Origin of the sequence: Fulvivirga sediminis, assembly GCF_016757215.1 — a bacterium.
Lineage (GTDB): Bacteria > Bacteroidota > Bacteroidia > Cytophagales > Cyclobacteriaceae > Fulvivirga > Fulvivirga sediminis.
The window spans coordinates 38,809-52,971 of sequence record NZ_JAESIY010000007.1 but is presented as its reverse complement, the minus strand read 5'-3'; the positions used below and the strand labels follow the sequence as shown (position 1 = coordinate 52,971).

Sequence of the window (14,163 nt, the reverse complement as noted above, 5' to 3'; positions counted from 1 at the left end):
TCACTGTTCATACATTTCTAATTGAACGGTGAGATCTCAGGTAGAATATCGATATGGCTTCCAATTCTGGAGATTTAGGTACTAAATCATTCCCCTACTCTTGAGCTCCAGGTATTTATTAATAGCATTGATAGATAGGTTTTCGGGTCTGGTAAAGATGTGCTGAATACCATAATGTCTTAATTCACTCACTATAATTTCACGCTCATTGGCTATTTTATGAGCTATGGTCTTATAATATACATCTTTCAGGTTCTCCTTATCCTGCTGATAGTAGTCTCTCAGCTCTTTATTCTCAAACACAATAACCACCAAAAGATGTGATTTATTGAGTTTTCTAAGCACCGGCAAAACACGCTGCAGAGAATTTAAACTCTCAAAATTGGTAAACAAAAAGATCAGGCTTCTACCCCGGATAGTCTTTTTCACAGAGCTATATAGGTACTCATAGTTAGAGTCCAGCCTGCTCTCCTTTTCTTTATAGAGGGTTTCTAAAATCAATTTGAGCTGATTCCGGCTTCGGTCTGCCCTGATCACACTCTCCACTTTATCAGAAAAAGTAATCAAGCCGGCCTTATCCTGCTTTTGTAAAGAGGTATTGGCTATGATAAGACTTGAATTAATGGAATAATCCAGCAAACTCAAGCCATTAAAAGGCATTTTCATATACCGCCCTTTATCAATCAGGCAATACACCTGCTGTGATTTTTCATCGGTGTAATTATTAACCATAAGCTTATTACTTCTGGAAGTAGCCTTCCAATTCATACTCTTATAATCATCACCTATGGTGTATTCCTTTATTTGCTCAAACTCATAGCTATGCCCTATTCGCCTAATTTTCTTTATCCCGAAGTTAATAGTAGTACTCATAGCTGATTTCAGCTCATACTTCTTCATATCCATTACTGACGGGTACACAGCCACCTCTTCCTGCACCGGAATGCTAATCCTTCTCTGAACCAGTCCTATTTTAGAAGTAATATATAGATGGATCTCTCCAAAATCATATTTCCCCCTCACCAAAGGTCTGATCTGATAGACAAGCCTTTTCTTCTCCATTCCTTTCAGATGGAGGCTCTTGCCGAAATCTCTTATTTGTAGTTGATAAGGCAGCTCATCTATCAGAAAAAGGTCGAAGGACCTTGAAGACAGATTGGCTACAGTGATTTTAACATCATTATCATTCCCTAATGAAAGCAGTCGGGAGGTGCTTCTTTCCGCATTAAAACTTACTCCTTTGTTAAACAGCAGGATAATATCCAATATAACTAATACCAGAAAAGCCACCAGTACTGTATGAGCCAGGGGAAAGAAAAAATAAAACGGAAACCCGAGGATAAAAAGGACAAAAATAACCCCTAGGCCTCCGAAAAATCGGAAAGGTAGATATAAGTTTTTAATTTTCAACGAGGTACTTCTGTTTTCTTGATTATTTCTTCTATCACGTCTTCAGGCTCCATTCCTTCCAGCTCTCTATCAGGATTAAGTATAATTCTATGATTAAGCACTGGTTTAGCCACAAACTTCACATCGTCAGGAATAACAAAGTCTCTTCCGTTGATTACTGCCACTGCCTTAGCTGCTCTCATAAGAGCCAAAGACGCCCTTGGAGAAGCTCCTAAGAACAGATCTCCATTGTTTCTGGTATCATAAATAATGTTGGCGATATAATCCAGGATCTCATCTTTGATATGCACATTCTCTACATAATTGGCTCCTTCTTTGATATCACTGGCCGTGAGTACTGCGTTTACCGTTTTCATCAGCTCTTGAGAAAAATCAGACCTGAACCTTCTCAGGATAATCTTTTCCTCTTCCAGGTTAGGGTAGTCGAGCTTAATTTTAAACAAAAATCTGTCTAGCTGAGCCTCAGGCAATTTATAAGTTCCCTCCTGCTCTATGGGGTTTTGAGTAGCTATGATCATAAATGGGTATTCCATAGGGTAGGTCTTTCCATCTACGGTTACCTGCCTCTCTTCCATTACCTCAAATAAAGCAGCTTGTGTTTTTGCAGGAGCACGGTTAATCTCATCTATGAGCACAATATTAGAAAAGACCGGCCCTGAGCTAAACCTAAATTCTGATTCCTTCATGTTAAATACCGAAGTACCCACCACATCAGAAGGCATAAGGTCAGGAGTGAATTGTATACGACTATAATTAACAGAAAGTGATTTAGCAAACAGCTTTGCTCCCATGGTTTTAGCTAACCCCGGCACACCTTCCAATAATATATGCCCTTGAGTAAACAATGATACCATCATGAGGTCAATTAACTCATTCTGACCTATCAACAGCTTCTTAATTTCCTGCCTCACAGCAGAAAGGTTGTTCTTGAATTTCAATAAATTATCATCAGGCTGCGGCTGATCCTGAAAAACGTTTTCTTCCATCATTTACTGTTTTTATAAAATAATTCTATCTGATTATGAAAGGCCATAAGGTCTTCTGCACTTATCTCGACCTTGAAATCCAGCCTGTCATAGTGTTTGGCTATCGCTTCAATATCCTGTGGTGGTACTTGAGATTTTAAGCTTATCTTCTTTATGGTCTCTTGGTCGATCTTTTGTAATTGTATATAATACCTATTTCTTATGTAAGAAAGAAACAGTTGCCATGCATGATCTGCTACTCGCTTATGGTTTTGTTCTTCAAAATAAAGGTATCCCATAGTCTCAGCGAATTGTATGGTTGTATTTTTATTTTCTTCTAGCACAGGTATAATCCTTTGCCTTCTCTTGGCATAGAAAATAAAATAAATAATCACTGAAGCCAATAATAGATACCAGGCCCATTGCAAGGGAGGTTGTGACAGTATGTATTTTAGAGGGCTATCCTTACTTTCATTATTGGCAAAAGGAATCTTGCTATATTCATCCCAATACAAGTACTTACCCTCAGTCTGTTCAAACACCTCTTCTACATAGGTTAATAGTTCTTCTCTTTTAAGATACAGGTTAGTAAATACCAAAGGAGATGTATAAAAATAGACCTTTCCTAAGCCATGATTTATCTCTAAAAAATTGGGCTTATCACCTGCTAAATAGCCTAAAACTTTTCCTCCTGAGCAATCTATACTATCCATGTACATCCAGTAATAATCAAAGAGCTCACGATCTCTTATGTACTCATACGCAAATTGACTTTCGTTATCACTTAGGCTCATGTTAATTTTAGAGTCTGTATAATACCTTATGGAGCCACAGTCTTCATCGATTAACATGTTAGCCAGGTCAAAAGGGAAAGTGGTAGTAGATATAAACACCTCATTTCCTGCATTTGCAAAGGCCAATAAGCTATCTACATCTTCTTCTGTATAGTAAGAGCCCTGGCCTATGAGTATATATAGGGCATCTTTGGTATTAGAGTTAATGCTGTCCCTTATTGGGTTATTAATTATTCTAAAATTATCACCATAGTGCCTTTTTAATAGTTCATGATAAATATATGTACCATAGGGCTGCTGGCTTTCTATTTTATAGTTTTCTGACCAGTTAAAGTGCTTTTTTCGGTCATTAGTAAAGTAGAAAAAAACAAATACTACAATTAAAACTACGCCTATAATAATCAGGGAAATATTTCTAGTCATGAGCCTCCCTGTTATTTAAATATTGAAAGTAAGCCTTAAACTTATGACTCATTTCAATCAGATACTTATCTCCTACTTCTTTATCTCCGTACCAAACTAACTGATAAATACCTGTCAATTCCTCAAACTGACCATGAGTACTATGGTCTCTCATTTCCATAAGATACTCCAAGTTGGTTTTTTCCTTTTTCCATTTGATAAGGCCACGCTGAGCAAGTTCCTTTATAATCATCAGGTAGTAAATACGGAGAGCCAGCTTGTAGTTCTTTTCACTAACTGCCTTTTTCAACCATCTCATCAGGTCAGATTCCATCAGTTTTTCTTCGAGGTCTTCTATAGTAACCGCCTCTCCTCTATCCTTTTTATTTTTTGGATTACTCATACCCAGCTGACCGCCCAATATTTTATATATAAGAAAAGCCAATAGCGCTACGAAGACTATAATCATTATAAACTGAAATATTTGACCTCCAAATGAAGGCAGGCTAAAACTGCCAGAAGAGGGAGTTGATTCTTCGAATTCAATAGCTTTTTCTCGTTCCAATCCTTCATTACCTCTACCTTCTTTGGTACGAGTATTCTCACTATCGGCACCATTATAGTCTATATCTTTGGTAATATCAGCCCAGGTTTCACGGTCAAAGGTGGTAGACTCTTGAGCATAAGTGCATGGCGCAAAAAATATGATCGCTAAAAAAATATATAAATACTTTAAGTTCATTGCTTATTTGGCAAACGCCCTTATTTGCTCTAGTAAATAATCTGCTGTACTAATTTCTCTCAGTGTAAAGTATTGAAGATATACACCTATAGCAAACAGAGGAAATATCAGTCCTATGCCTATAATTAACATAGAGAAATTCAAGGCTAAAATAACATAATAAGTAAGATCACCTTCAAAACTAAAATTAGATTCTACAAAATCAAGATAAAAACTCATAAAAGGAGAATCTATCAGAAACAAAAATACTATGGTAATAAAAGATAACAACGTAAGCAGCCCCAAGATGCGTCCTGAACTAATATTAAAAGACTTACGGAAAGATGACATAGCGGCCGTGAAACTAATATTTTCTTGAATGTATATAATCATAGAATGCAGGACTACCGGCAGTAGAATTATAAAAAAGAGGAAAGATAAGAAGCCGTTTATGAAGAAGGGTAGATTAACCAAAATGGCCCCTGTAATACTGGCTATCACTAATCGTTTTCGGTTAACGTGGTATTCAAAATACCTGCATACATGAAATAGAATGAGGAAAGTAATGCCTGCAAAGAATATTGCATTGATAAAAAACAATAAGGGAGAATCTTGATAGGCCAGCAATTGCTTTATTTTAGTAAGCACAAAGGAATTTACCTGTACAAAGCCGGCATTGATCACATTTTTCAAAGTGTAGGCATAGGCACCCACTATTACAACGGTTATACCTAGTAATGGTAAAAAGTAGCTTTTAAATAATTTAAGATAAACTACCACGGCATGCCTAAAGATCTCATTAACCTTATAAATCTCCCCTTGGATATTTTGAGGCGAGTAGTCATCTATCTTTGAGCTAGTATCCTTGATAGGCTTAATAGTTCCGTTTTTGTACTTCTTATACGGGAGCCATACAAAGTAAAACAGCATAAATGCCAGCGAAGCTATTATTAAAGTTAATTTTATGATGGCCGGAGCATCAGTATATCTGGTAAGAAATGATTCTATTACGGCCGCAGAAACTATGATAGGCACTACTCCTATCAGAAGCTTGAGCCCCAGCCTGGCGGACTGTTGGAAAGCTCTTAGTCTGGAATGTGTGCCAGGAAAAACAAAGCCTTTGCCCAGTACTATGCCGGCCCCACCAGCTATTACAATAGAGGAAATCTCCAAGGTGCCATGTAGCCAAATGGTAAGCATAGATTCTGCCACCAGTCCTCGTTCTAAAAAGAAATACTGGAAAGAGCCAACCATTATACCATTAAACATAAGGATAATAATAGAACCTAAAGAAAAGAATATACCGGTAACAAATGTTCTGAAAGCTACTAAGACATTATTAAAAGAAATACCCAGAAACATATCTACCTCATTGGCGCTTTTATAGATGGCCATAGGGTCATCATTTTCTATATTACTTAAAGTGGTTTCCACATAAGAATCTCCCAGTATTGTTCTTACAAACTCAGCATCGTTAGCCGCTGATACTACGCCTATAGCCAAGGCCAGGAAAAAGACCATAAAGGCCAGTAACAACTCTCTTCTGCAATGGTAGGTGATGCTCGGCAGTTCTTCTGCCCAAAAACGCACCAGTCGGTTTTTGCCTTCTTTCTTATTTTTATAAATATTGTAAAACAGCTGCTGAGCCAGATTATTCAAATAAACCCTGATAGATCGGTTAGGATAATTAGTTCTGGCATATGACAAATCATCGGTAATTTGGATAAATAAATCACCTAATTGGTCAGGGTCTCTTTTTTTCAAGCGAAGTAATTGCTCAAACTTCAACCATTTTTCCTTATTTTGCTCAATAAATTTTGTTTCCTTCATTACGAAAGGTAAAATAATACATTTGAGCTGGCAATATGCAAAAAATTGAAATTAACACCACACAAAATGTAAGCATTGAATTTGAAATTGCTTCGCTTAGAGAGAGGATTATTGGTTTTGTTATAGACTTTCTGGTAATCGTAGTCAGTGGTTTCGTTATTACGCTTGGTGTAATTATTTTCTCCCGGGGTCTGGGCATGCAGTATGTTTACTATGTGGTATTGGCCCCTATCTTTTTATTTTATACCATATTAATGGAGGTTTTGAATAATGGTCAATCCTTAGGGAAGAAGGCCATGGATTTGAAAGTGGTAAAAATCAATGGAGACGAACCAAGATCCAGTGACTACATGCTCAGGTGGGTTTTTAGAATGATTGATATCTATTTCTCACTAGGAGCGTTAGCTTCCATATTTGTAAGTAGCTCTAATAAGGGCCAGCGCTTAGGCGATATGGCGGCAGAGACCACCGTGATTAAGATAAAGCCATCTCAAAAATTACAGTTTAGTGATATCATAAAAATCAATTCTATAGATAACTATGAGCCTAAGTTTCCTGAGGTGAGGAAGTTTTCTGAAGAGCATATGTTATTAATTAAGAACGTCATCGATAGGTATAAGAAATTTCCGAATCCTGCTCACAGAAAAGCTTTGCAAGAAATGGCTAAAAGTGCAAAAGAAAGGCTCTACGTTGATCAGGTGATGATGAATGATGTTGACTTTTTGAAAACACTCATTAATGACTACGTAGTGCTTACCAGATAAGCGTCAAATTGTTATTTTCACTGGCTTTTGAATATAGAAAGTAAAAAAGGCCGCCAAATTGATTTTGACGGCCTTTTTTCATCATCTATTCTACTGAAGATTTCACCTCAGAGGTGTTAAAATCTCCTTTTAAGTTCATATTTAGATAATCTACGTACTGAGCATATAAAAGTATATAGCTCATGGTATTATAAGCTACTCCGTGTGCTCCTGGAGGGTAGATTCTCAAATCAGCATCTTTTCCGTTATCAATAAGCGCTTTTACAAGCTGCATAGTATTTTGGAAGTGCACATTCTCATCCATAGTAGAGTGTGCGATAAACATCTTACCTTCTAGCCCCGCAGCTGCAGCGGAAGAAGCACTTGCAATATACCCATCCTTGTTTTCATTAAGTAAATCCATATAGCGCTCCGTATAAATGCTATCATATAATCTCCAGTCAGTAACAGGAGCTCCTACTAATGATACTTTAAATACACCAGGATGATTAAGCATGGTATAGCTAGACATATATCCACCATAGCTGTGTCCTCTAATGGCCATTTTATCGCCATCTACCCAAGGGTTAGTTGCTAAATGCTTTACCGTAGCCACAAAGTCAGCACTCTCCTGCTCTCCTAAATTACGATACACTACCTTTTCAAAATCACTTCCATAACCACCAGAACCTCTATTGTTTACACTAGCTATAATGTAACCTTCCTGAGATAGATACTGCTCCCAAGCATTGGTAGCATATTCATTATAAACCGACTGTGCGCCTGGCCCTCCGTAAATATTTAAAAGTAAAGGGTATTTCTTGTTAGGATCAAAGTCTTTGGGTTTGATTAAGTATCCATCTAACTTCTGCCCATCTTCTGTGGTGAAGTTAAACAGTTCTTTCGGAGCATAATAGTGTTCATCAGCATAGGTCGATACGTTTTTATTATTCTCAAAAGTCTCTATTAGTTTGCCTTTGGCGGACCATAATTCCACCTGCTTTGGTGTAGAAATATTGCTGTAATTATCAATATAATACTTGCCGTTAGGAGCTACATTCAAATGATGATGGCCTTCTGTGCGTGTCAGTTTCTTCTTGCTCTTACCGTTAAATTTAATAGTATACAGGTGTCTTTCTAAAGGAGAAACTTCTGTACTGGTATAATATATAGTGCTGTTTTTAGAGTCTACTGCTTCTACTCTACTAACTTCCCAGTCGCCTTTCGTTACCTGATTTATGAGTTTGCCTGAATAGTCATACCTGTAAATATGGCTCCATCCATCTCTATCAGAAATCCAGAAGAATTCCTTTTTATCTTGAGGAAAGAAAAATAAATGATTGATGCCTGCAAAGAAGTCAAAAACATCAATCCATTGCTCAGATTTCTCTTCCATAATGATTTTTCCCTTACCAGAGTTAACATCATTTAGGTACAGTTTCAAATGATTTTGTTTTCTATTCATTTGCACTACCGCTAGTTGGGCAGCTTCAGCTGTCCAGTAGATTCTAGGGATGTAACCGCCTTCCAGCGGCACATCCATCCATACCTTCTTTTTAGCGTTAACATCCAGCACTCCTATTTTAACTTCAGGGTTAGGATCTCCCACTTTAGGGTATGGCACATCTACATATTCTGAGTGCTGACCGGCATAATCCGTCATTTGAAAAATAGGCACTTCCCTTTCGTCTGACTGCCAGAAAGCAATGAATTTACTATCTGGAGACCAAGACCAAGCCTGAGCCAGGCCAAATTCTTCTTCGTATACCCATCCAAAACGTCCGTTATAAAAATACTCCTCAGCATCAAAAGTAAGTTGAGTTTCTTTTTGAGAGTTGAAATCAAATACAAACAGATTTCCTCCTCTTTCGAAGCCTACTTTAGACCCATCTGGAGATATTTCTGCCGTCTGGGCGTCTTTAGCTACTAACTTTAATGACTTGTCTGCTACCGAATAGAAGTAAAAATCTGAGATGCCTGATCTTCTCCATACAGGTCGAAAATTTGTTTGAAAAAGGATGTATTTAGAATCTTCAGACCATTGGAAAGATTCATAAGCAAAAGCCTCATCACTGCCAGGAAACTTAATACCTTCAGCCTTGAAAATCATTTCTTTTTTTCCACTTTTAGGATCAAAAGACTTTATTTCCGGTTGGCCATCGTCTCCGGTATCAATGAAAGAAAAGAGGTCTCCTCCTTCAATCCAATTGATACTTTGAGGGCCACTGCCTCCCGCTAATTTGCCATTAGAAAATAAGGCGTCTCTAAGGTTGGAATACTCCTGTTGCGCCTCTGAGATAGAAGCTGCTATTAGCATGAAAAACATGCATAAAGAGTACTTATACTTTCTCATATAATACTATTTTATTTATAATTAGTTGAAAATTAAATTCTTACATAAAAAAAGTGGTTGTGCCAAGTTACCCGTATTTCTGCAACTTTAATAGCAGCAGGGTAAAATGATACAACCACTTTTATAATTCTTGATTGGTGCTTATCCTATGTCTGAAATAAGATCAGTTAGTATAATCACTCCTTCTTTAAGATACTGATCATCTAATTCTATCTCATCTTCAGGTGTCTTGTTAGCTTCTTTGTCAATTTTTGCTCCGTTGATAGATACTCTGCTCGCTTTACGATTTTCCGCCTCTTCCATTTCCTGTTTACGCTTTTCTTCGTTAAGTGAAATTCTTGTACGTTCAAGGTTTTCTTTGAGCTCTCTTGTATCTTCTACCAGCTCTTTTAGATCTACATCGGTTTTCATTCGCTTATTGTAGTCATTATTAAGCTTGCTTACCATTTGAGTAGATACTTTGTCAGTCATATTGAACTTGGCGCTGCTGATCTGATCCCATGGAAGAGCACTTTTATTCGCACTTTCACCAAACTCTTTAGCATCAAACGCGGAAGGAAGATTAACATCAGGGCTAACTCCCATATGCTGAGTACTACTGCCAGTTACTCTATAAAACTTTTGTAGCGTAAGCTTAAGCTGTCCTACTTTCTCTCCTTCAGGAACATTCATATACCTGGCCAAGTCTATCATGCTTTGTACGGTTCCTTTACCAAAAGTCTGTTCTCCCACTACCACACCTCTATGGTAATCTTGGATAGCCGCAGCAAATATTTCAGAAGCTGAAGCACTAAACCTGTTGATCATAACTGCCATAGGGCCATCATATATAATATCTGGATCTTCATCCTCTCCCACCTCTATTTTATTGGCAGAACTTCTTACCTGTACTACAGGTCCATCTTTTATAAACAATCCCGTAAGGTCAATCGCTTCCGCTAAAGAGCCTCCTCCATTGTTTCTTAGGTCCATCATTAATCCGTCTATGCCCTTACCTTCTAATTCTTTAACCAGTTTTTTCACATCTCTGGTGGTGCTGGTATAGTCCGGGTCACCTTTTTGGTAGGCATCGAAGTCCATATAAAAGCTAGGTAAGGTTATCACACCTATGTTGTATTCTTTTCCATCTTTATTAAACGGAACAACCTTAGCCTTAGCCTTCATGTCCTCGAGTTTAATTTTTTCTCTCACCAGTGTAATTTCCTTGGAAGGACCGTTTACACCTGTTTCTGCAGGCAATATCTCTAATTTAACGGTCGTCCCTTTTGGTCCTTTTATTAGCTCTACTACATCATCTATTCTCCAACCTACTACGTCTACTATTTCTCCGTCTTCTCCCTGTCCTACACCAATAATACGGTCATTTTCATGTACTAAGTTACTCTTATCTGCAGGTCCGCCAGGAATTACCTGAATAACTTTAGTGTAGTCTGTTTCTGTTTGTAAACGTGCTCCTATTCCTTCTAAAGACAAGCTCATATTTTGCTTAAACCTATCAGAAGTACGTGGTGAGAAATAATTGGTATGAGGGTCAAAAGCTTCAGCCAACGTATTCATATATAGCTCAAACACGTCTTCGCTTTTATATTGCTGAATAGCCTTATCAAAACGATCATACCTTTTCTTTATCACATCCTTAATTTCATCTGGCTCTTTATCAGTAAGCTTGAGAGATAGAGTCTGGCTTTTAACCATTTTTCTCCATAGGTCATTTAGCTCTTCAGTATTATTAGCCCAGCCTTCTTTAGATCGATCCGTATTATAGTACTCATCTTTAGTATAATCATAATCGTAGTTAAGCAGATGATCACTCACAAAAGCCATTCTATTGTCAAACCGCTCTTTGAAAACTTCATAGATTTCATAAGCAGCGCTTAAATCTCCTGCTTTAGTAAGGTCATCAAGCTGGTTTCTGTACTTTTCAAAACTGTCTATGTCTGATTTCAGAAAATAGGAATGATTGTTATCAAGTGTTTCTATATAATCATCTAATACTACAGAAGAGAGTGAATCATTGAGTCGGATTTTCTTATAATGATAAGTATCCAGTATTTGAGTTATTAATTTGGCTTCATCTCCGTAAAAAGGCTTTGGCCGTAAAGTAGTGCTGTCATTTGGGTCATAGCTAAGGTGGCTTAAAGTACCTGAACTATAGGTTATAAAACTTAGCAAAACCAAAACCGGTGCTAATACAAATGTTATCTTCTTCATACGTCTTCTTCTTACTCTAAATATGTCTTCTATAGGTATTATAACGAACTGGTTGTTAGATGTTTTATAAAAGAGTTAAAATATTGTTTTTCATTAGCTCACTTCTTCAGCATTATATTCTCTCAGGAACTTTTGCGCCTGTATCACCGACTGGAAATTATAGGTTCTTTTATGTCCTTCAGCGTTTATAATTTCCACATTCACTAGTTCCACCTCGGCATTACTGCCAGTTTTGGTTAACGTCCGTTGTAAGTCTTCTGCTCCTGAAGTAATCTTTGCTATATTGAACTGAGTAGCTCTAACAGAACCACAATACTGACATTCATAATGCTTAATTAGTTCCCCCTCAGTGGTTTCTGTAGGCGGAATAACTATCTGCTCACGGATCACTTTCATGGTATAAAACCCGCAATTGTTACACTGTAAAGCTACTAGATGTCCAGGATATTTCTCTATTTTTATCTCTTTTGTCTGATCGTCTACCCACACATCATAATCCACAGAGAACACTTTTTCCTCAGCTTGCATGCCTTCATCCAGGTGTACATCTTCTTCATCCTCAGAGAGTAATCTCATTTTATTGCCAGTAACATGATTTATGCGCGGCATATACCTCCACTTTCTAAGTTTTTTGTTCAATCTAGTGGGATAATAGTATTTCAACACAAGGGCTATAACATAACCAACTAACGTGCCACCGGCTATTCCCATAAAAAGCCTAACCGAAAACCATATCCAATCAAAAGAAATAGTGCCTCTTCCATAGGTGTTAATTAGGCAACCAAGAGCTATTCCTAAGCTGATAAAACATATCTGATAAGTTCTTATTTCATGTTTACGTAAGTAGTCATATTTATCTTTAAAGCCCTTAATGCCTGATACTCTTACCTTGTGATAAATATAGATTATTATAGCAATAATGGAGAAGAGGATAGTGCCAATAAACATGACCTGATGCCATGTACTTAAAAAGGCTTCTCCGGTAGATGATTCTTGCATTTTGATTTGTTAGGTTTAGTGGTTCAATCGTTAAATATAACCAAATTGTGTGTGAATTAATTGGTAATAAATAAAATTAATGCCCATAGAAACCTATTAGGATCGATTGTTTTACCAATAGGAACAATAATAATACCCAACCAATAACAAATTGATAATAAAGGAAAAGCGATGCACCGCAAATAATTAGTCGTTTTATGAGTAGTGTAAAATTACACGATATTTATTGCAGCATTATTTTTAATTACCACCTTATTGTTTATTATTGTGCTAATTCTTGTGAAGAATTACACAGACATGAATCTTTACCAAAAAAGAAAAATTGATCAAGAGTTTATAGTTTTTACGAAAAGGCATTTTGTTAAACCCTCTCAATGTAAAAATATGAGAGAAATACAATTTTACATCCATGAACTTAAATGTAAGATAGAAGAGCTAAAAAGAAGCTTTAATTATGTTCCTGAGCAGGCTACTTATCTTTTGTCTCAATACAAAGAGGTATTAGAGGATCTTTTGATATTGGATTACAAGAATTCTTACTAAATCAGAACATTATATGGCTTTAATGCATGGTATGCGTTTTGTTCCCTCTCCTATCCCGCTAAGATATAGCATGATTTATACAGCTACCGCTAATTCATCGGGAAGGATGCAATACCATAAAATTAAACCTGATGAGTACAAAGAAAGAATCAGCAGGACAGAATTCATTGAAGTATTCAATACTGCTGATATATTAGCCATACGTCCGATTCCCCAAAAATCATCACCTGTGTTTCAATTAGAATTTTATATTTAAAACAACTACGCGTAAAATATATTTTACCTATATTCTACTTCATAATTCAATTTCCAATATTAAGAAATAGATATGAAGTTAAAAGTCGGTTTAATAGGTTTCGTGATGCTTTTATCTATCAATCTATTAGCACAAAAGCTTGTAGTAGAAGGTGATTTTGATACCGACTATAGTCTTAATTAGCTTATGCTTGCTTGACAAAGAATTGGCCAAATATCTACGTAAAAAAGTTTATAAGTAAAAAGCGACTGTCTCAAAAACAGTTATATGATTAACATATTTCATATTGAAAGTCTCGCAATGTACTGTTATTTAAAATCAGAAAGATTTCGAGGACCTCATTTAATTTAAAACTTCTTTTGAGACGGCCCTATTTTTATATTGTCAAGAGACATCTTATTTATCGATAATACCCTTTAAACTGGCTGGCGAATAATTAATGGATTTGAGTGTTTTATCATCTTCAGTTCTGAAAACTAAGAACTTTCCATCTATTTCTTTATAGTAGCATTCCGTATTGCGTTCTGTGGTGTAATATGCCACAGTGGCCTTAGCCTCTTCTTCTGTTTTACAGGCTTTACTCATATTAGAGCGTTGTACCTCATCAAAAAGTTCTTTGAATTTATCTCCGAGACCAAATTCCAGTATAGCACCCGATAATACATATTGAATATCACATAGAGCATCTGCCACTTCTACCAAATCATTATCTTTAATAGCCTCTTCTAGTTCCTTCACCTCTTCTGCCAATAAAGATACCCTTAGTGCACATCTCTTCTCATCAGGAATAGTGGGTTCTGAAAGTACAGGGTGTTTAAATGTTTTATGGAATTCTGCTACTTGGTTAAGCGAATCTGGTTGTTTCATAATCTATCTTCCGCATTAAATTGAACCACAATTTTAATCAATATGACGTCCGTATAAAAGTAATAAATC

General features: G+C 36.7%; 12 protein-coding genes. 3 read left to right on the top strand and 9 right to left on the bottom strand.

Annotated elements, in window-relative coordinates; all coding sequences use genetic code 11:
* Positions 1–81 precede the first annotated feature (81 nt).
* The 5 genes from JL102_RS13420 to JL102_RS13400 are packed head-to-tail and all read right to left on the bottom strand — an operon-like array spanning position 82 to position 6,122.
* Entirely contained in the window at positions 82–1,410 is a 1,329-nt protein-coding gene (locus JL102_RS13420; RefSeq protein ID WP_237390587.1) for a DUF58 domain-containing protein, read from the bottom strand.
* Positions 1,407–2,399, bottom strand: coding sequence for an AAA family ATPase (locus tag JL102_RS13415; protein ID WP_202244934.1), 993 nt, complete (start codon positions 2,397–2,399; stop codon positions 1,407–1,409). Before JL102_RS13415 ends, JL102_RS13420 begins: the two co-directional genes overlap by 4 nt.
* A complete protein-coding gene (locus tag JL102_RS13410) occupies positions 2,396–3,592 on the bottom strand; it encodes a DUF4350 domain-containing protein (protein ID WP_202244933.1) in 1,197 nt (398 codons plus the stop codon). Before JL102_RS13410 ends, JL102_RS13415 begins: the two co-directional genes overlap by 4 nt.
* The gene (locus JL102_RS13405; RefSeq protein ID WP_202244932.1) at positions 3,585–4,313 is read right to left on the bottom strand and encodes a DUF4129 domain-containing protein; all 729 of its coding nucleotides are present in this window, start codon (positions 4,311–4,313) and stop codon (positions 3,585–3,587) included. Before JL102_RS13405 ends, JL102_RS13410 begins: the two co-directional genes overlap by 8 nt.
* A 3-nt stretch (positions 4,314–4,316) precedes the next feature.
* Entirely contained in the window at positions 4,317–6,122 is a 1,806-nt protein-coding gene (locus JL102_RS13400) for a stage II sporulation protein M (protein ID WP_202244931.1), read from the bottom strand.
* A gap of 35 nt (positions 6,123–6,157) precedes the next feature.
* Between JL102_RS13400 and JL102_RS13395 the strand changes: the two genes are divergently transcribed.
* Positions 6,158–6,886 (top strand): RDD family protein, encoded by a 729-nt coding sequence (locus JL102_RS13395; protein WP_202244930.1) that lies wholly within the window; start codon positions 6,158–6,160, stop codon positions 6,884–6,886.
* A gap of 85 nt (positions 6,887–6,971) precedes the next feature.
* On the opposite strand, the gene JL102_RS13390 is transcribed toward JL102_RS13395, so the two are convergent.
* The 3 genes from JL102_RS13390 to JL102_RS13380 all read right to left on the bottom strand — a co-directional run bounded on the left by JL102_RS13390 (position 6,972) and on the right by JL102_RS13380 (position 12,428).
* On the bottom strand, positions 6,972–9,218 hold the full coding sequence (locus tag JL102_RS13390; RefSeq protein WP_202244929.1) for a S9 family peptidase: 2,247 nt from the start codon (positions 9,216–9,218) through the stop codon (positions 6,972–6,974).
* Between the two features lie 141 nt (positions 9,219–9,359).
* A complete protein-coding gene (locus JL102_RS13385) occupies positions 9,360–11,429 on the bottom strand; it encodes a carboxy terminal-processing peptidase (RefSeq protein WP_202244928.1) in 2,070 nt (689 codons plus the stop codon).
* A gap of 93 nt (positions 11,430–11,522) precedes the next feature.
* The gene (locus tag JL102_RS13380) at positions 11,523–12,428 is read right to left on the bottom strand and encodes a hypothetical protein (protein ID WP_237390586.1); all 906 of its coding nucleotides are present in this window, start codon (positions 12,426–12,428) and stop codon (positions 11,523–11,525) included.
* Between the two features lie 384 nt (positions 12,429–12,812).
* Between JL102_RS13380 and JL102_RS13375 the strand changes: the two genes are divergently transcribed.
* Both JL102_RS13375 and JL102_RS13370 read left to right on the top strand, forming a co-directional pair.
* Positions 12,813–12,971: a hypothetical protein gene (locus JL102_RS13375; RefSeq protein ID WP_202244927.1), complete on the top strand. Its 159-nt coding sequence runs from the start codon at positions 12,813–12,815 to the stop codon at positions 12,969–12,971.
* 13 nt (positions 12,972–12,984) lie between these two features.
* The gene (locus JL102_RS13370) at positions 12,985–13,227 is read left to right on the top strand and encodes a hypothetical protein (protein ID WP_202244926.1); all 243 of its coding nucleotides are present in this window, start codon (positions 12,985–12,987) and stop codon (positions 13,225–13,227) included.
* A 396-nt stretch (positions 13,228–13,623) separates the two neighbouring features.
* On the opposite strand, the gene JL102_RS13365 is transcribed toward JL102_RS13370, so the two are convergent.
* Positions 13,624–14,094, bottom strand: a complete 471-nt coding sequence (locus JL102_RS13365; protein ID WP_202244925.1) for a pyrophosphohydrolase domain-containing protein — start codon at positions 14,092–14,094, stop codon at positions 13,624–13,626.
* Positions 14,095–14,163: the final 69 nt, after the last annotated feature.